Origin of the sequence: Pseudomonas sp. L5B5 (genome assembly GCF_020520285.1) — a bacterium.
Taxonomy (GTDB): Bacteria; Pseudomonadota; Gammaproteobacteria; order Pseudomonadales; family Pseudomonadaceae; genus Aquipseudomonas.
Window position 1 is genome coordinate 3293611 of the sequence record NZ_CP084742.1, and the last position, 17992, is coordinate 3311602.

A 17992-nucleotide genomic window follows, 5' to 3' on the forward strand; every position below is an offset into this window, starting at 1 on the left:
CCTTGCCATGTCCAATGACATCCAGCGTTACCCCAGCCACCTGCCCTACCCCTTTTCCCGAGCGATCCGGGTCGGCGGCTTCCTGTTCCTTTCCGGGCAGATCCCCATGAGCGCCGAAGGCGAAGTGGTGCACGGCGACATCCGCGCCCAGACCGAGGCCGCCATGGATCGCATCGGCGAGACCCTGGCCGAGTGCGGCGCCTGCTTCGACCAAGTGGTCAAGAGCACGGTATGGATCACCGACATGCAGCACTTCGCCGGCTTCAACGAGGTGTACCAGCGCTATTTCAAGAACGGTTTTCCGGTGCGCTCCACCGTCGCCGCCCAACTGGCGCTGGGGGTGGACGTAGAGATCGAAGTCCAGGTCTGGGTCGGGGGCAACTGAGCCACCCGCCCAGCCTTCAAGTGCGATGCCCAGGATGACCATGGCCCACAGGCGCCGTGGCGTCCTTCTGACATAACAAGAACAATCGAGGCCAATCGTCATGAAAGAAAGTCTGAAGATCGCCGGCGCCTTCGTCGGTGTGATTGTCGGGGCAGGTTTTGCCTCCGGCCGTGAACTGCTGCTGATGTTCGTCGACTTCGGCGTCTGGGGCCTGGCGGGCGCTGTGGTCAGCGCGGCGCTGTTCACCTTCCTCGGCATGGCCCTGGCCAGCCTGGGCAGCCGCCTGCGGGCGGCGTCGCACAAGGACGTGGTGCAAGCCCTGTGCGGCAAGCACCTGGGTGCCCTGGTGGACCTGATGATCACCTTCTTCATGTTCGCCGTGACCGTGGTCATGCTCGCTGGCGGCGGTGCCCTGCTCGAACAGCAGTTCGGCATCCCGGCCATCGCCGGCAGCGTGCTGGTCACCCTGATCGTGGTGGCCATCGTCTGCCTGGACGTGCACAAGGTGATCGGCATGATCAGCGCCGTGACTCCGTTCCTGATCATCACTGCCGTGGGCATCGCCCTGTACGGCGCGGCGACCCGCGACTTGAGCTTCGGCGAACTCAATCAACTGGCGGCCAGACAAGACGCCGGCGCCAGCCACTGGCTGCTGGGCGCCCTGCTCTACGTCTCCTATAACATCGTCGCCGGCGTGCCGATCCTGGCGATCATGGGTGGCGCGGCCAAGGGCGAGAAACAGGCCATGTGGGGCGGCATCATCGGTGGCGCGCTGCTGGGCCTCTTGATGCTGGTGATGAGCCTCGGCCTGCTGTCGCGCCTGGACAGCGTGGCGGACCTGCCGATGCCGATGCTGTCGATCGCCAGCGAAATCTCGCCGACCCTGGGCCTGATGATGGCGCTGATCATCTTCTGCATGATCCTCAACACCGCCGTGGGCACCCTGTACTCCTTCAGCGCACGGCTGCTGCCCGCCGGCACCCGGCAGTTCCGTATCGGCTCGATCCTCGCCGGAGCCCTGGCGTTCGTCGGCAGCCTGGTGGGGTTCATCAGCCTGGTGGGCCAGGTCTACCCGTTCTTCGGCTACCTGGGCTTCCTGCTGATCGCCGCGGTGGTGATCGGCTGGCTGCGGCCACGGCGGGTGGTGGTGGCGTAGGCACCCGAGATGTATCTGCGGTGCCTTGAGTTCGACCCGACGTTGTAGGAGCGAGCTTGCTCGCGAAAATCCCGAGAGCGCCGCGTTCCCCCAACGAACGCGCGTTATCGTTAACGTCCATCGCGAGCAAGCTCGCTCCTACAAGATCCGATGGCGCACGGCTCAAGCGAATCGACTGCCCTTGAGCGCCTTGAGGAAGGTGTAGGAGGCATGGTTCAGGCTTTCCCTGGGCGCGGTGATCACGCTCACCGAACGCACGATGCGCTGGTCTTCCAGGCGCAGGAAATTCAGCTGGTCACCCGCCGCCGAACGGCTCAGCAACTCCGGCAGCAGGGTCACGCCCATGCCCTGGGCCACCAGCGCCAGCAACGAGGTGGTGTTCCTCACGCTGAGGGTCGAGTGGTCGCGGATGTGCCGGAACTCGGCGGCGTTGATCTCGGCGCCCAGGCCGCTGTTGATGAAGTTCTGCCCGTCCAGGTCGCTCCAGCGCAGCGGGCGCGCCAGGCGGTTGAGGGGATTGTCGCTGGCGCAGACCACGCAGAAGGCGTCGGAGAACAGGAAGTCCTGGTCGATGTTGGGGATGCTCGCCGGCACGGTGCCGATGCCGATGTCCACCTCGCCGCTGAGCACGGCCTGTACCACTCGCTCGGAATCCATGTCGCGGATATCCAGGTGGAACTGCGGGTGCTGTTCATGGAATTGCTTGAGCAGCGGCGGCAGCAGGGTGATGGCGAAGGACGGCACCGCCGCCACCCGCACCAGGCCGGTCTCAGCCTTGGCGTAGGTCTTGATGGTGCTGATGGTGCGGTCGAAATGCGCCAGTTCGCGCTGGGCTTCCAGCAACACGAAACGCCCCAGGGGGCTGAGCTGGTTCTTGCGTTCGCCTTCGAACAGCGCGCCCCCCAGTTCTTCTTCCAACTGCTTGAGCGACAGCGACACCGCCGCCGGTGTGCGGTGCAGGCGCTGGGCGGCCTGGGTCAGGCTCTGGCTGGTGGCAACCGCGACGAAAAACTGCAGGTTGGAGATCTTGATGCTCATGGCGGTGCGTCCTGCTGGCAGAGGCAAAACTTAAATTTTACTTAAACAAGCTTAAAATTTATTAGATTTACTTAATACAAGGCCGACTCATAATCCTCCCAGAACCGCACAAAGGCAACGCCCCGCCTGGCGTGCCGCCCTGGAGGATTTCATGAGCGACAACCATCACAACTACATCGCCGGCCAATGGCTCAAGGGCGAGCGCGAGATCGAGAACCGCAACCCGTCCGACACCCGCGACCTGATCGGCCTCTACGCCCAGGCCTCCCGCGCGCAATTGGACAGTGCCATCGCCGCCGCCGGCGAGGCCCAGCGCATCTGGGCCCGCAGCGGCATCGAGCAGCGCTACAAGGTGCTGATGGCCATCGGTCAGGAGCTGATGCAACGCTCCGCGGACATCGGCAAGACCCTGTCCCGGGAAGAAGGCAAGCCCATGGCCGAAGGTGCCGGCGAGGTGTACCGCGCCGGGCAGTTCTTCACCTACTACGCCGCGGAAACCCTGCGCCAGCTGGGCCAGACCGCCGACTCGGTGCGCGACGGCATCGAGATCGACATCCGCCGCGAACCCATCGGCGTGGTGGCGATCGTCTCGCCGTGGAATTTCCCCATGGCCACCGCCTGCTGGAAGATCGCCCCGGCCCTGGCCTTCGGCAATGCCGTGGTGTGGAAGCCGGCCAACCTGACCCCGGCCAGCGCGGTGATCCTCAGCGAGATCATCGCCCGCCAGGACCTGCCCAAGGGCCTGTTCAACCTGGTGATGGGCGCCGGTTCCGAGATCGGCCAGGCGCTGATCGAGCACCCGGGCATCAGCGCCATTTCCTTCACCGGCTCGGTGGACGTGGGCAAGGGCATCGCCGCCTCGGCCGCCGCCAACCTGACCAAGGTACAGCTGGAAATGGGTTCGAAAAACGCCCTGGCGGTAATGGACGATGCCGACCTCGACCTGGCGGTGAGCTGCGCGGTGAATGGCGCCTTTGGTGGCACCGGGCAGAAGTGCACCGCCTCCTCGCGGCTGATCGTGCATGAAGGCATCCATGATGCCTTCGTCGAGAAACTGCTGGCGGCCACCCAGGCGCTGAAGGTCGGCCACGCCCTGGAGGCCGGCACCCAGATCGGCCCGGTGGCCAGCGCCGCGCAGTTGGAGGCCAACCTGGCGAACCTGCAACTGGGCCAGCAAGAAGGCGCCGAACTGCTCACCGGCGGCCAGCGCCTGGAGCTGCAAGCCCCCGGTTACTACCAGGCACCGGCGCTGTTCGTTGGCGGCAGCAATGCCATGCGCATCAACCGCGAGGAGCTGTTCGCACCCATCGCCTGCGTGATCAAGGCCGGCAGCTACGAAGAGGCCCTGAGCCTGGTCAACGACACCCGCTTCGGCCTCACCGCCGGCATCATGACCCGCTCCCTGGCCCGCGCCAGCCACTTCCGCCGCAACGCCCGGGTCGGCTGCGTGATGGTCAACCTGCCCACCGCCGGCACCGATTACCACGTGCCCTTCGGCGGTCGCGGCGACTCCAGCTACGGTCCGCGCGAACAAGGGCGCTCGGCGGTGGAGTTCTACACCCATGTGAAGACCGGCTACATCGCCGCGGGGGCACCGCTATGAGCCTGCCCCAGACCTTTGCCAGCCGCGGCCCGCGCATCGATGCCATGCAGTACGACAACTGGTCGGAAAAGGTCTTCCAGCAGATGCGCGAAGGCGGTGTCGACGCGGTGCACGTGACCATCGCCTACCACGAGACCTTCCGCGAGATGGTGGCCAACATCGAAGCCTGGAACCGCAGGTTCCAGCACTACTCGCACCTGATCCTGCACGGCAAGTGGGCCAGCGATATCGCCCTGGCGCGGCAGACCGGGCGCACGGCGATCTTCTTCGGCTTCCAGAACCCCTCGCCCATCGAGGACGACATCGGCCTGGTGGAAGTGGTCCACAGCCTCGGCGCGCGCTTCATGCAGCTGACCTACAACAACCAGTCGCTGCTGGCCACCGGCTGCTATGAACAGGAAGACCCGGGGCTGACCCGCATGGGCAAGCAGGTGGTGCGGGAGATGAACCGGGTCGGCCTGGTGGTGGACATGTCCCACTCCGCCGAGCGCTCGACCCTGGAGGCCATCGAGCACTCCGAGCGCCCGATCGCCATCACCCACGCCAACCCGGCGTTCTGGCACGCGGCGCTGCGCAACAAGTCCGACACCGTGCTCAAGGCCCTGGGCCAGAGCGGCGGCATGTTCGGTTTCTCGCTGTACCCGCATCACCTCAAGGACAAGAGCGCCTGCAGCGTGCAGAGCTTCTGCGAAATGATCGCGCGCACCGCCGAGCTGATGGGCGTCGAGCACCTGGGCCTGGGCTCGGACCTGTGCCAGGACCAGCCCAACAGCGTGGTGGACTGGATGCGCGTCGGCCGCTGGACCCTGGACGTCGACTACGGCGAAGGCTCCAAGGCGCAGCCGGGCTTTCCCGACCAGCCGACCTGGTTCCGCGACAACCGCGACTTCCACAACATCGAGGCGGGCCTGCATAGCGTGGGGTTCAGCACCCAGGAAGTCGGCGCCATCATGGGCGGCAACTGGCTGCGCTTCTTCGAGCACAACTTCATCCCGGCCAAGGCCCAGGCAGGTGCCGCCGTCCATCCTCACGAGATCGCGGTCTGAGGCCCCCGACTGTTTCCCGATTGTCCTGACGTCCGGCCTGAACAGGGTCATCGCCACGCACTAACAACAACAAATGCGCCCATAACAATTATTAGCGATCGACAACGCAACACGGAGGCACCATGGAAATTCCAGGCGAAATCAAAGCGGGGATCGACACCCGTTCGCTGCACAGCCGCGCCGATGGAACCCTCGACTGGTCGATTTTCTGGATCAGCGGAGGTTTCTTCCTGCTGTTCCTGGTCATTGCCCTGATAGACCTGAATACCCTTTCCAGCCTGATCGGCCACGCCTTCACCTGGAGCACCCACTACTTCGGCCTGTACTGGCAGGTGCTGATGCTCGCCACCTTCGGTGCCAGCCTCTACATCGGCTTCACCCGCCTGGGCCGGGTACGCCTGGGCGGCGTTGGGCACAAGCCCAGCATCAGCACCTTCAACTGGGTATCGATGATCATGTGCGCCCTGCTGGCCGGGGGCGGCGCCTTCTGGGCCGCCGCCGAGCCCATGATGCATTTCATCGCCCCTCCGCCGTACTTCGGCGCCGTGGCCAAGACCGACGCCGCCGGCGTGGCGGCGCTCTCCCAGTCGTTCCTGCACTGGGGCTTCATGGCCTGGGCGGTGCTCGGCAGCCTGCTGACCGTGGTCTACATGTACCTGCACCACGAAAAGAACCTGCCGCTGATGCCGCGCACCCTGCTCTATCCGCTGCTGGGCGAGCGCGCGCTCAAGGGCCCGATCGCGGTGTTCGCCGACGCCTCGGCGATCATCGCGGTGGTGGCCGGCACCATCGGCCCGGTGGGTTTTCTCGGCCTGCAGATCGCCTTTGTCCTGCACTCGGTGTGGGGCGTGCCCAACACCATCATGGTCCAAGCCATGGTGATTCTCTCGGTGACGGTGATCTACACCCTGTCCTGCGTGGTGGGCCTGGGCGGCCTGCGCCTGGTGAGCAAGGTCCACGTATGGCTGATGCTGGGCCTGGCGGCGTTCCTGTTCATCTTCGGCCCCACCCTGTTCCTCAGCGAAACCCTGGCCCAGAGCCTGGCGGTGCACGTCACCAGCTTCTTCCAGACGGCCCTGTACCGCGACGACAACGCCTGGCTCAACAGCTGGACCCTGTTCTACTGGGGCTGGTTCATTGGCTATGCGCCGATGATGGGCATCTACGTGGCCAAGGTCTCCCGAGGGCGCAGCATCCGCGAGGTGATCACCCTGATGTCGGTGGCCGCACCGTTGATCACCATGCTCTGGTTCACCCTGGTAGGCGGCACCGGAATCGGTATTGAATTGCAGTCACCGGGCAGTGTGATCAGCCACGGCGTGCAACCTGAGGCGCTGCTGCTCGGGGTGGCCCAGTCGATGCCGCTGCCCAACCTGATTTCGGCGCTGTTCCTGTTTCTCAGCTTCTTTTCGGTGGTCACCAGCGCCGGCTCCATGTCCTACACCGTGGCCATGGCCATCAGCAGCAACCACGACGAATCCCCGGCCTGGCTGCGGGTGTTCTGGGGCGCCGGCATGGGCCTGGTGGGCGCGACCCTGATCACCCTTGGCGAAGGAGGCATCAGCGCCTTGCAATCGTTCATCGTGATCACCGCCGTACCGGTATCCCTGCTGATCCTGCCAGCGGTGTGGGACGCCATCCGCATTGCCCGGCAAATGGCCCGCGAACAGGGGGTGCTCTGAATGAACCTGCGACCACCCGCCACCGTCATGAAGGCCGCGCGCCTGGGGGCCTTCCACCAGTCCCGGCTGTCGTTCATGCGCCAGTTGCTGCGCCGGCTCAAGGCCGAGAACTGGCAGTTCCAGCGCACGCTGTGGACCCTCGACGACCAGGGCGTGGGCCGTGCGGTGTATACCGCCACCGGGCCCGAACGCAGCTACAGCCTGGTGGCCTTCGCCCATGACCTGGACCCGGCGCTGCGCTCGGACCGGGTCATCGCCACCGCCTGGGATGCCACCTTCGCCCTGTTCGACGGCATCCCCGACGCCGCCGACCTGGACCGCCTGGAGGCCAATGTGCCAAGGCAGGAAGCCGGGCGCATTTCCTCCCGCGAGCTGTGCATGGCCCGGGCCAACCGCTCGGTGCGACTGTTCGAGCAGGTGATCCAGGCCCTGGCTGCAGGCCGCCAGCCGGACCCGCAATGCATCGACGATGTGGGCTACCTGATGCGCACCACGGCGGTGTACGGCAGCGGCAAGTTCGGCGCTGCCGATCGCGAGAGCATCGCCGGGCGAGCAGAACTGGCAGCCCCGTTCCAGGCCGAAATGCTCACGGTGTACCTGATCCGCGCCTTTACCCTGGACCTGGTCGAACACCTGGCCCTGGCCCGCGCGCCACAACACGCGGTGCCCCTGGCGCCCGCGCTGCGCCGGCGCGTGGGGATCGGCAACTCCACCGGGCTGGGCATGGCGCCGTTCCTGCTCAACCATCCGGTCCTGTTGAACAACTGGGTACGGGCCCGGGAAACCGCCCTGCAGCGAGTGCGGGCCGTGCGCCAGCCGTCTTCGTCGCAGCGGCGGGCCTTCGTCGAGTTCCTGGCCCGGGCCCGGGCCGGCATCGGCCACTGGCATTCCGAGCATGCACTGCAACACGGACGCATCCTGCAGTTGACCGATGACCTGGCCCGCCTGGAGCAACAGCTGCAGGGCGGCCTCCTGCACCGTGATGCGCCCTGGGATGCCCTTTATCGCTGGGCCCAGGCCCAGCTGTCACTGGAAGCCCAGGAGTGCCTGGTGTCCCTGTTGCTGGAGCCCTATGGGCACCTGGTGGATGAGCTGGGCGCCACCATGCAGGCCGATGAACAGCACAGCTTCTGCATCGACGGCAGCATGTCGCTGCGCCAGTTGCGACAGATCCTCGGCGAGCACTACGCCTGGGTGAAGGCCATCGACTTTTCCAGTGCCGGCAGCCGGGCACTGTTCTGGTACGTCTCCGAAGAGAAGCTCGAGCCACGCCTGGGCCAGCGTTATGCCGAGCCCGGCCAGGAGCTGGAGCAACCCCTGGCGGTCGCCCGGGACATCGCCCAGTTGCAGGCGGCGCTGGAGCCTTGCGCCGACGGCCAGAGCGTGGCCGGTTTCCTGCTCGAACACCCGCAGCATCGCCACAGCGTGCGCCGGGTCCAGCTGGCGCCGGCATTTCCCTATGCCGACATCCAGGACAACCTGATCGACCAGGCCCTGCTGCCCATCGACCTGCTGCGCTGCAAGCTGTCGTTCTTCGGCGCCACCCACTTCGATCCGCGCTCGGATCGCTGGGTACGCATCACCCTCTTCCAGAACGCGCCCTTCCCCCATGAACTGGACCAGGTCGCAGCGGATGACTGGTCCTACCCAAGCCTCGACTGCCAGGAGCACCGCCGTGAATGCCTCGCTCAATGAACTCGAAAACCTGTGCAAGAAGGCCGCTCGCGGTGCCGGCCTGTCCTGGGGCCTGGCCGAGGAAGCCGGCAAGGCGGCACGCTGGCTGGCGGCCCACGGCCTGGAAGGCGCCGCCCTGCTGGCCGCGCAGCTGCAACAGGATGACGGCTGCCCCTACCCGCAACTGGCCCCCCGGGTGGGCGATGGTCCCTGGCAGGTGCCAGGGCACTGGATGTGCCCGCTGATTGCCGGGGCGACCCTCTGCGACCACGGTTACCTGCTGCGCGACGGTACAACACTGCAGCTTGCAGACCTGGCAAGCCCGGTGCTGTTGCTGCCCTTTGCCAGCACCACTGCCCGGCAGCTGGGAATGGCCCTCGAGCTGGCCTGGGACGCTTGCACGGTACTGTTCGACAGCCAGGGCACTGCCTTCCTGCAACAGGCCGCGGGCCTGGACAGCCGCCATGCAGCCCGCGTCGACTGCCGGCGCACCTGTCTCACCGAGCATCCCGGCACGGCTCTAGCCGGCCCGCTGCCAGCGCTGCACGACGATGTGCAGCAAGCCCTCGAACGGCTGGCCGCGCGTACCTACGTACCCGCCTCCGAAGCCTCGCGCCTGCTGGGCGCCGGCGCGGGCCTGAGCGACAACAACTGACCCTTCCACCCTACAACCCACGGATTCACCATGAGCCTGACGATTCAACGCATCGGCACCACCGCCCGCTTCAGCGAAGCGGTTATCCACAACCACACCGTCTACCTGGCAGGCCAGGTGTCCCAATTGGTCGAAGGGGATATCAACGCCCAGACCCAGGACGTCCTGAGCCAGATCGACGAGGCGCTGACCCGGGCCGGCACCGACCGGGGCCAGTTGCTCAGCGCACAGATCTGGCTCAGGGACATGGCCGACTACGCGGCCATGAACCTGCTCTGGGACGCCTGGTTGAGTGACGTCCAGGCGCCGGTTCGAGCCTGTGTGCAAGCGCCGATGGCCAAGCCTCACTACCGCATCGAGATCATGGTCATCGCCGCGCAGAAGGCCTGAACCGACAGCGGGTGCCCGAGGGCACCCGCTGCCGCACTTGCGCCCGCCAGCCTCAGCCCTGGGCGGGCTCTGGCGCCAGGGCATGCACCGAGCCACCGGCCAGCTTGCGCAGGGTCACGTAGAACACCGGGGTCAGGAACAGGCCCAGCAGGGTCACCCCGAGCATGCCGAAGAACACCGTGATTCCGGTGGCGGCGCGGATCTCGCTGCCGGCGCCTGTGCCCACCAGCAGCGGCACCGCCCCGGCGATGAACGCCACCGAGGTCATGACGATCGGCCGCAGGCGCAGGTGGCAGGCCTCCAGCGCCGCCTCGACGATACCCCGGCCCTGGGCCTCCAGTTCCCGGGCGAACTCGACGATCAGGATCGCGTTCTTGCAGGCCAGGCCCATCAATACCACCAGCCCGACCTGGACGAACACGTTGTTGTCGCCACCGCTGAGCCAGACCCCGGTCAACGCCGCGAGCATGCACACCGGCACGATCAGGATCACCGCCAGGGGCAGGGTCCAGCTCTCGTAGAGCGCCGCCAGCACCAGGAACACCAGCATCACTGCCAGGGGGAAGACCACCAGCGCCGCGTGACTCTGGGTCACCTGTTGATAACTCAGGTCGGTCCACTCCAGGACAATGCCCTTGGGCAGCACCTGGTCGGCTATCTCCTGCAGCTTGGCCAGGGCCTGGGCCGAAGACAGCTGCTTGGGATCGGCGTCGCCGATCATCCCCGCGGCCGGGTAGCCGTTGTAGCGCACCACCGGGTCCGGCCCGAAGGTGGGCGTGACCGTGATCATCGCTGCCAGCGGCACCATCTGCCCGCGGTCGTTGCGTACCCGCAGGGCGCCGATGTCCTCGGCGCTCTGGCGGTAGCGGCTGTCGGCCTGGGCCATGACCCGGTACACCCGCCCGAACAGGTTGAAGTCGTTGACGTAGGCCGAGCCCAGGTAGACCTGCAAGGTGTTGAACACATCGCTCAAGGCCACGCCCTGGGCCTTGGCCTTGACCCGGTCCACCTGCACTTCCAGCTGGGGAATGTTGGCCTGGTAGGAACTCACCGGAAAGCTCATGCCCGGGGTCCGGGCCACGGCCGCCTGGAACGCGCTCATGGCGCCTTGCAAGGCGCCGTAGCCCAGGCCCTCGCGGTCTTCCAGGTACAAGGAATAACCCGAGCCGTTGCCCAGGCCCTGGATCGGCGGTGGCAACAGTGCGTAGGCGAATCCCTCATGCAGCTGCGACAGCTTGGCGTTGAGTTCGGCGTTGATCTGCGCGGCGCTGCGGGTGCGCTGGTCGAACGGCTTGAGGATGATGTACGCCGCCATCACGTTGGGCGTGTTCACCCCCTGCAAGGCATTGAGGCCACTGAAGGCCGGCGCCATGTCTACGCCCTCCACGCTCAGGGCCGTGTCGATGACCTTGCGCGTCAACTCATCGGTACGCGACAGCGACGAGCCCTCCGGCAGCTTGGTGCCGGCGAACAGGTAGAGCTTGTCCTGGGTCGGGATGAAGCCGCCGGGCACGACCTGGAACAGCCAGACCGTGGCCACCAGCAACAGGCCGTAGATCGCGAAGACACTGCCGCGATGACGCAGGATCCCGGTGACGGACCCCTGGTAACGCTCGGAGCTGCGATTGAAGAAGCGGTTGAAGACCCTGAAGAATCCGCCCAGCAGGCGCTGGATCAGGCGTTCCAGCGGGTCCTTGGCGGCATCGTGGGGCTTGAGCAGCTTGGCCGCCAGCGCCGGCGACAGGGTCAGCGAGTTGATCGCCGAGATCACCGTGGAAATGGCGATGGTCACGGCGAACTGCTTGTAGAACTGGCCCGTGACGCCGGAAAGAAAGGCCATGGGCACGAACACCGCGCACAGCACCAGGGCGATGGCGATGATCGGCCCGGACACCTCGCGCATCGCCCGGTGGGCGGCCTCCCGGGGGTTGAAGCCCTGGGCGATGAAACGCTCGACGTTCTCCACCACCACGATGGCGTCGTCCACCACGATACCGATGGCCAGTACCATGCCGAACAGGGTCAGGGTGTTGATCGAATACCCCAGCAGGTAGAGCCAGGCGAAGGTGCCGATGATCGACACCGGCACCGCCAATAGCGGAATGATCGAAGCCCGCCAGGTCTGCAGGAACACGATCACCACCAGCACCACCAGGATCACGGCCTCGATCAGGGTGTGCTGCACCGCGGCGATGGACTCGCGAACGAATACCGTCGGGTCCCAGATGGCCTTGTAGGCCACATCCTCGGGGAAGTTCTGCGACAGCTCGTCGAACTTGGCATACACCGCATTGGCCACCTGCAGGGCGTTGGCCCCGGGCAGCAGGAAGATCCCCACCGTGGCCTGCTCCTTGCCGTCCAGGGAGGCACGCAGGGTGTAGTCACCGGCTCCCAGCTCGATGCGCGCCACATCGGACAAGCGCACCACCTGGCCGTCCCGGCCGGACTTGAGCACGATATCGCCAAACTCCTGCTCGCTGCGCAGGCGCCCGCGCACGTTGATCGAGACCAGGAAGTCGGCGCTCTGCGGCGACGGCTCGGCCCCCAGCTGGCCCGCCGACACCTGCACGTTCTGCTCGCGTACCGCGCTCAGCACATCGGCCGCCGTCAGGCCCCGGGACGCCAGCGCATCAGGGTCCAGCCACAGGCGCATGGCGTAGTCGCCCGAGCCGTAGACACCGACATCACCGATTCCGGGCAAGCGCGACAGCGCATCCTTGACGTGCAGGGTCAGGTAGTTGCGCAGGTACAGGGAGTCGTAGTGGCCTTCCTTGGAGTACAGGCTGACGTACATCAGCGGGGTGGGCGACTGCTTCTGGGTAGTGACGCCGTATTGCCTCACCTCCTCGGGCAGGCGTGACAACGCCTGGCTGACGCGGTTCTGCACGCGTACCGCGGCGGCATCCGGATCGATGCCCGGGCTGAAGGTCACGGTCAGGGCCAGGGTGCCGTTGGAGCCAGCCACCGACTTCATGTACATGATGCCTTCCACGCCGTTGATCGCCTCTTCCAGGGGCACCGCCACCGACTCGGCGATTTCCTTGGGGTTGGCGCCAGGGTAGGTGGCGCGGACCATGACGCTGGGCGGCACCACCTCGGGATATTCCCCCGACGGCAGCAACGGGATCGAGATCAGCCCCAGGGCAAAAATGATGATCGACAGGACGATGGCGAAGATCGGTCGGTCGATGAAGAACTTCGAGAAATCCATGTTCCGTCTCCGTCAGTGGGCCGACAACGCCGGGGCCTCGGGGCTCAGCGACGACTTGGCGACAGGCGGCGCCACCTCCTTGGGCCGGATGGGCATGCCGGGGTAGAAGATCTTCTGCGCGCCGCTGACCACCACCCGGTCCCCCGCTGCCAGCCCCGACTCGATCACCCGCAGGCCATCGAGCAGGCGCCCGAGGACCACGTCCTTGCGCACCGCCTTGTCCTCCGGGCCCAGCACATACACGTACTTGCGGTTCTGGTCGGTGAGCACCGCGCGATCGTCCACCAACAGGGCCTGGACTTCCCCCGCGCCTTCCAGGCGCACCCGTGCATACAACCCGGGGGTCAGCTTGCCCTCGGGATTGGCCAGCACTGCGCGAGCGCGGATGGTGCCCGTGGTGGCGTCCACCCGGTTGTCCAGGAAGTCCACCTGGCCACTGAAGGGAAAGCTGTCGCGCTGGCTGGCCAAGCCAACCCGAACCTGATGGGCCAACCCGGGACGGGCCCCCGCCGCGGCCTGCTCGCTGTAGCGCAGGAAACTGTGCTCGTCGGCATCGAAATAGACATGGATCGGATCCTGGGAGACCACGGTGGTCAGCACCGTCTGGTCGGCCTGGGCCAGGTTGCCGGCGGTGATCTGCGCCCGCCCGGCGCGCCCGGCGAACGGCGCTCGCACCTGGGTGAACCCCAGGTTGAGCCGAGCCATGGCGACATCGGCGATGGCCGCATTGACCTGTGCCTGGCCCTGGCCCAGGGAGGCGCTGCGGATATCGCCCTCCTCGCGGGAAATCGCCGCCTGGCGAACCAGCGCCTGGCCGCGCTGGTCCTGGGCCTTGGCCAGGCGCAGCGAAGCCTGGGCCTGCTGCAGGCGCGCCTCGGCGCTGGCCAGGGCCTCGCGGTAGGGACGCGGATCGATCTCGAACAGCACCTGGCCCTGGCGCACCTGCTCGCCGTCGCGAAATGTCACGCGGTCGACATAACCGCTGACCCGGGGGCGCAGGTCGACGCTGTCCACTGCACTGATCCGACCATTGAACTGATCCCACTCGCGGATACTGCGCAAGGCCAGGGTACTGACCTCCACCTCCGGAGCCTGCGCCGCCGGGGGCGCCTGGGTTTCACCGCAGGCCGCCAGGGCCAGGACCACGCCGTACAACGCCACACCTCGCGATACACCACGGGCCCGGTAGAGAACTCGCTGGGCTGAATTCACGAACATGCACTCCCCGACAATCGAACATTGGTTTTTTGGCTGCCGGCACGGTACAAGTTAAAGTGAACTTTAAGTAAAGCCCTCCATGGAGCGATCATGTATTCCCCAGGCGACCCCCACTTGACCATCACCGAAATCGCCCGGCGCAGCGGAGTCAACGCTTCGGCGCTGCGTTTCTACGAGTCCCGCGGGCTAATCAGTTCGGCTCGCTCCGGCAGCGGCCACCGGCGTTATCCACGCTCGGTGCTGCGGCGCGTGGCCTACATCGTGTTCGCCCAGCGGGTAGGGTTTTCCCTGGAGGAGATCAGCGAACAACTCGATGACCTGCCCAACAACCACGCCCCCATGGGCGAGGACTGGCAACGCCTGTCCGCCACCTGGAAGGCCCGGGTGCAACAGCGCATCGCCGAGCTGGAGCGGCTGAACATGAGCCTGGATGAGTGCATCGGCTGCGGTTGCATGTCCATGGATCATTGCAAGATGAACAACCCGGGGGACATCTACGCCCGCAACGGCTGCGGCGCGCGGCGCTGGATCGGCGACGAGAAGATCGATGTGGAACAATTGCGAGGGGAGGCGTGAGTGCCTGGCAACGCCCCGGTTATCAGGGCTGCCAGCGTGTGCCTGGAACTAGCCGAAGGTTTTCATGAACGGTTCGGCACACTGCCTGATTGCCGCAGCAACCTGCGGCGCTCGTTCAACCCATTCTGGCGAGCGAGCCAGCACACGCTCCACTGCGTGTAGCTGTTCGCGAATGATCTCCTCCGGCCGTGCCACATCACAGACCCTGGCAAACTCCAGCAAGCCCTGGCGCGATGAGAACAATGACTTGTTGCCCAGCAGATCCAGCGCCAGCACATCTTCAGGAATGTACGCCGTGGTATTGACGATGTCGTAAGCCGGCGCCAGCCGTGCATCGCGCTGGGTAGGATCGGTATACAGCAGGCCGAAGTTCTTCAAGTGGGCATCGCCATTACCCACCATGCAACTCAGGCTGACCATGGCGAACAATTGGGCCAGCGAGCCTGCACCTACTCGGGCGCACAGAACAGGCGCACCGCCTTGGCAATCGCCGAATAACTCTTGCTGTACTTCTGTTCTGTCCCCAGCCCCATCAGCGCAGCCATGTCCTCGAACCCCAGCGGGTCGAGCCGTTCGTCCCGATCGAAGCGACGCATGACGAACAGTTTGCCGTTGGCGGATAGATAGGATTGCGGAACCGCAATCCCTGCCTCCCGTGCCATCGACATGCACAGAAATTCGTTGATCGCCAGCCCTGGAAACTCATCCCGGCCACTCTTGATGATCAAGTCGGAGGTCTTCGAGGTAAAACGCTGCGACGTGGCGTCCTGCTGCTCGGGCACCAGCACCTTGGGCTGTACCCCCGAGATGCCGGCACGCAGGATGTAGCGATCCACCAGGCCGGCGAAGATATCCTCGGCACCGTCCCAGGCCAGGATTTCCTCCAGCCGTTCCCCGGCAAACGGCTGGCGTTGCAAGAGCGCATCGACTTCGGGGGACTTCACCATTACCCGGCCGATGGGAGAACTGCTGCCAGACAGGGCCAACAGCAACATGGGGTCGACGTTCACCAACTTGGCCAGACGGTTGCGCAACTGCTCCAGAACATAACCTTCCAGCAGGCCCATGCCGCCGATGCACAGCAGTGGCATCCCTACCCATGATGCCCCTAGAGCGCTTGTTCCATGATCAGCGTTCGCTCCTCGCCATCGAGCTGTTCGCGCACCGTGCGAAACCCCAGGCGCGTATAAAAACCCTCGGCGGTGATCGAGGCCGGGACCACCAGCACCGACTCACCGGCATCCCGGGCCGCCTGCTGCAGCACGGCCATGAGTTGCCGGCCGACACCTCGACTGTGCCAGGACGGCTCGACGAACATCGTGCGTACTGCGTTCGCATCCAGGCTGGCGGTCCCCACCAGTACCCCGTCGGCCAGGGCGACGAACATCCGTCGGCGCTGCATCAGCTGCTCCACGCCCGCGGCGGTGAAGCTCTGCCTGACCCGCTCGATCACGCTTGCCGGGTAATCCCGGGCATTGCTGGCAAGCAGCGCCGCCAGGATCACCTGGCTGATCCGCTGCGCATCGGCCACCACGGCCGGACGAACCTGATAGTGCATGGACGTTCCCTCGCAGATTCATGCAAGGGTAGAAAATACGACCCTGCGTTCCTGCTGCCAAGCCGCTAGGGCAACCGGAACACCAGAAAACCACTGTCGTTCAGGCGGCCTTCGTACACCGGTTGCAGATGTTCCAGCGCGGTGCCCTCAAGCTTGCCGCGCTCCTTGCGCTCGACGATCACCCAGGAACCCGCAGGCAGCCGCTCCAGCCGCTCCACGGCGTCGTCCATGACAAACAGCGGTCGCTCGTCATGGTCCAGGTTCATCATGTAGCGGATCGCCCAGGTGTCCTGGCCCAGGTTGAAGAACACCAGCGGCCCAGGGCGCTCGGCGCGCAAGCGCTCGACCTGGGAGACAAAGCCCCGGGTGTCGAATTGCAGGTCCTTGGCCGGGTCCACCACGGACACCAGCAGCAGCCACTGCGCCGCCAGGGCCAGGCCACTGAGCAGCACCAGGCGCCGCCCCCAATCCGCCAGGGTGCGCCGCCAGTGATACAGCGCCAGCCCTTGCAGCAAGGCGAAGATCGCGATCAGCAGCGGCATCGACACCGGCGGCCAGTAACCGTGCTTGTGCCAGCTGTGGCGCAACACGAACAGCACCACGATGCACAGCCCCGGCAACAGCGCCACCAGCCACTGGTAGCCCTGGCCCAGCCTGGCCAGCCAGCCTCGGCCATGGAGCAGGCCATAGGCGGCCACCGCAGCGAACATCGGCACCATGGGCAGGATGTAATAGGCACGCTTGAAGCTGGGCAGCGACAGCCCGACCAGGATCATCAGGCCACAGGCGCCCAGGCGCAGCACCAGTTGCAGCTGCGGCTCGGCATGGCGCCGCGCCCACTGGCGCCGCAGCCCGACGAGGGTCGCGAAAGCCAGAAGCACCACCGGGAAATACCGATACAGCGCCAGCTGGAAATAGAAGTAGAACGGCTCACCGCTTTCATCCAGGCGTCCGCCGACCTGCATGTTGTAGACCTGATCGACGAAGGCCTGGCCACCACTGATGAAGGCCAGCTTCATCAAGAGCCACCAGCACCCCGCCAGCAACAGCAACCCGGCGGCGCCATGGCCCAGGATGCGCTTGGCCATGAGCACCCGCGCTTCGCGACTGCGGGCATCGCCCAGCAGCCAGTAGACACAGGCCACGCCACAGACCTCCACCAGGCCCAGGGGCCCGCGAATGGCGAAGGCCAGTACCAGCAGCGGCAGCACCGCCAGTTGCCAGGCCCACGAGCCCCGCCGCTCGCCGGTGTGCAACAAATAGAAGGTTCCCAGGCACAACAGGGAAATCATCTGGTCCAGGCAGACCGAGCGCGACTTGTCCAGCAACTGGCTGGTCAGTGCCGTGAGCAGCACCGAAAGCAGGGCCCAGGTACGGTCCATCGGCGCCAGCAGGCGATACAGCAAGGCCAGCACGCCAGCCGAGGCCAGGGCCGTAGGCAGAATATTGGCCAGGTGGTTGGGGGCGCCAAAGGCCTGGGCGAACAGATAGCTGAAAAACGTCGCCGTCCCCAGGTAATCCGGATAGGGCTGTCCGTAGGTGGTGGGAAACAGGCTGGCGCCGTGACGGAACATCTCCTGCAGGAACAGCGCCCAACGTCCGTCGAACCCCTGGGGCTGCTCATCCCAGATGCCCCACGTGAACAACACCAGCGCCACCAGGTAGATCGCCCAGGCCTCGACCCCAAAACGCTTTTCTCGAACCATCTTCGCTCTACCAGAAAGTGCCGTTGCAAGGGCTCGGCTCAGCCAGGCATGTTGCCGGAGCGGCTACTGAACACTCGCTGAACGATCCTTGAAA

Annotated in this window: 14 protein-coding genes and 1 pseudogene; 9 read left to right on the forward strand and 6 right to left on the reverse strand. The window is 65.7% G+C overall.

Features of this window, described 5'->3' with window-relative positions:
• Positions 1 to 7 precede the first annotated feature (7 nt).
• Entirely contained in the window at positions 8 to 385 is a 378-nt protein-coding gene (locus LGQ10_RS15110; RefSeq protein WP_058435275.1) for a RidA family protein, read from the forward strand.
• A gap of 100 nt (positions 386 to 485) precedes the next feature.
• Complete coding sequence (locus tag LGQ10_RS15115; RefSeq protein ID WP_226526008.1) at positions 486 to 1541, forward strand: hypothetical protein; 1056 nt, start codon at positions 486 to 488, stop codon at positions 1539 to 1541.
• 162 nt (positions 1542 to 1703) lie between these two features.
• Here LGQ10_RS15115 and LGQ10_RS15120 read toward each other — a convergent pair whose 3' ends face one another.
• Positions 1704 to 2579, reverse strand: coding sequence for a LysR family transcriptional regulator (locus LGQ10_RS15120; RefSeq protein WP_226526009.1), 876 nt, complete (start codon positions 2577 to 2579; stop codon positions 1704 to 1706).
• 151 nt (positions 2580 to 2730) lie between these two features.
• Between LGQ10_RS15120 and LGQ10_RS15125 the strand changes: the two genes are divergently transcribed.
• The 6 genes from LGQ10_RS15125 to LGQ10_RS15150 all read left to right on the forward strand — a co-directional run bounded on the left by LGQ10_RS15125 (position 2731) and on the right by LGQ10_RS15150 (position 9629).
• Entirely contained in the window at positions 2731 to 4182 is a 1452-nt protein-coding gene (locus LGQ10_RS15125; RefSeq protein ID WP_226526010.1) for an aldehyde dehydrogenase family protein, read from the forward strand.
• Positions 4179 to 5228: a membrane dipeptidase gene (locus tag LGQ10_RS15130; RefSeq protein ID WP_226526011.1), complete on the forward strand. Its 1050-nt coding sequence runs from the start codon at positions 4179 to 4181 to the stop codon at positions 5226 to 5228. Before LGQ10_RS15125 ends, LGQ10_RS15130 begins: the two co-directional genes overlap by 4 nt.
• A 122-nt stretch (positions 5229 to 5350) precedes the next feature.
• Positions 5351 to 6910 carry a BCCT family transporter gene (locus LGQ10_RS15135; protein WP_058435272.1) on the forward strand — a complete coding sequence of 520 codons (1560 nt, stop codon included), beginning with the start codon at positions 5351 to 5353 and terminating at the stop codon, positions 6908 to 6910.
• Entirely contained in the window at positions 6911 to 8605 is a 1695-nt protein-coding gene (locus tag LGQ10_RS15140; RefSeq protein ID WP_058435271.1) for a hypothetical protein, read from the forward strand.
• Positions 8586 to 9239 (forward strand): DUF3726 domain-containing protein, encoded by a 654-nt coding sequence (locus LGQ10_RS15145; RefSeq protein WP_226526012.1) that lies wholly within the window; start codon positions 8586 to 8588, stop codon positions 9237 to 9239. Before LGQ10_RS15140 ends, LGQ10_RS15145 begins: the two co-directional genes overlap by 20 nt.
• A gap of 30 nt (positions 9240 to 9269) precedes the next feature.
• A complete protein-coding gene (locus LGQ10_RS15150) occupies positions 9270 to 9629 on the forward strand; it encodes a RidA family protein (protein WP_058435269.1) in 360 nt (119 codons plus the stop codon).
• A gap of 52 nt (positions 9630 to 9681) precedes the next feature.
• On the opposite strand, the gene LGQ10_RS15155 is transcribed toward LGQ10_RS15150, so the two are convergent.
• On the reverse strand, positions 9682 to 12840 hold the full coding sequence (locus tag LGQ10_RS15155; RefSeq protein ID WP_226526013.1) for an efflux RND transporter permease subunit: 3159 nt from the start codon (positions 12838 to 12840) through the stop codon (positions 9682 to 9684).
• Positions 12841 to 12852: 12 nt separating this feature from the next.
• Positions 12853 to 14052, reverse strand: a complete 1200-nt coding sequence (locus LGQ10_RS15160) for an efflux RND transporter periplasmic adaptor subunit (protein ID WP_226526014.1) — start codon at positions 14050 to 14052, stop codon at positions 12853 to 12855.
• Positions 14053 to 14148: 96 nt separating this feature from the next.
• Between LGQ10_RS15160 and soxR the strand changes: the two genes are divergently transcribed.
• A complete protein-coding gene (soxR, locus tag LGQ10_RS15165; RefSeq protein ID WP_226526015.1) occupies positions 14149 to 14634 on the forward strand; it encodes a redox-sensitive transcriptional activator SoxR in 486 nt (161 codons plus the stop codon).
• A 48-nt stretch (positions 14635 to 14682) separates the two neighbouring features.
• On the opposite strand, the pseudogene LGQ10_RS15170 reads toward soxR, so the two are convergent.
• The 3 genes and pseudogenes from LGQ10_RS15170 to LGQ10_RS15180 all read right to left on the reverse strand — a co-directional run.
• Positions 14683 to 15701, reverse strand: a pseudogene (locus tag LGQ10_RS15170) (HipA domain-containing protein); the annotation flags it as partial.
• Positions 15702 to 15742: 41 nt separating this feature from the next.
• Positions 15743 to 16192: a GNAT family N-acetyltransferase gene (locus tag LGQ10_RS15175; protein ID WP_226526016.1), complete on the reverse strand. Its 450-nt coding sequence runs from the start codon at positions 16190 to 16192 to the stop codon at positions 15743 to 15745.
• 65 nt (positions 16193 to 16257) lie between these two features.
• On the reverse strand, positions 16258 to 17898 hold the full coding sequence (locus LGQ10_RS15180; RefSeq protein WP_226526017.1) for an ArnT family glycosyltransferase: 1641 nt from the start codon (positions 17896 to 17898) through the stop codon (positions 16258 to 16260).
• Between the last annotated feature and the right edge of the window lie 94 nt (positions 17899 to 17992).

Bases quoted from the DNA above. Each gene is read 5' to 3' on its own strand.
- LGQ10_RS15110 (WP_058435275.1), top strand. From the start codon at position 8: ATGTCCAATGACATCCAGCGTTACCCCAGCCACCTGCCCTACCCCTTT.
- LGQ10_RS15115 (WP_226526008.1), top strand. From the start codon at position 486: ATGAAAGAAAGTCTGAAGATCGCCGGCGCCTTCGTCGGTGTGATTGTC.
- LGQ10_RS15120 (WP_226526009.1), bottom strand. From the start codon at position 2,579: ATGAGCATCAAGATCTCCAACCTGCAGTTTTTCGTCGCGGTTGCCACC.
- LGQ10_RS15125 (WP_226526010.1), top strand. From the start codon at position 2,731: ATGAGCGACAACCATCACAACTACATCGCCGGCCAATGGCTCAAGGGC.
- LGQ10_RS15130 (WP_226526011.1), top strand. From the start codon at position 4,179: ATGAGCCTGCCCCAGACCTTTGCCAGCCGCGGCCCGCGCATCGATGCC.
- LGQ10_RS15135 (WP_058435272.1), top strand. From the start codon at position 5,351: ATGGAAATTCCAGGCGAAATCAAAGCGGGGATCGACACCCGTTCGCTG.
- LGQ10_RS15140 (WP_058435271.1), top strand. From the start codon at position 6,911: ATGAACCTGCGACCACCCGCCACCGTCATGAAGGCCGCGCGCCTGGGG.
- LGQ10_RS15150 (WP_058435269.1), top strand. From the start codon at position 9,270: ATGAGCCTGACGATTCAACGCATCGGCACCACCGCCCGCTTCAGCGAA.
- LGQ10_RS15155 (WP_226526013.1), bottom strand. From the start codon at position 12,840: ATGGATTTCTCGAAGTTCTTCATCGACCGACCGATCTTCGCCATCGTC.
- soxR (WP_226526015.1), top strand. From the start codon at position 14,149: ATGTATTCCCCAGGCGACCCCCACTTGACCATCACCGAAATCGCCCGG.
- LGQ10_RS15175 (WP_226526016.1), bottom strand. From the start codon at position 16,192: ATGCACTATCAGGTTCGTCCGGCCGTGGTGGCCGATGCGCAGCGGATC.
- LGQ10_RS15180 (WP_226526017.1), bottom strand. From the start codon at position 17,898: ATGGTTCGAGAAAAGCGTTTTGGGGTCGAGGCCTGGGCGATCTACCTG.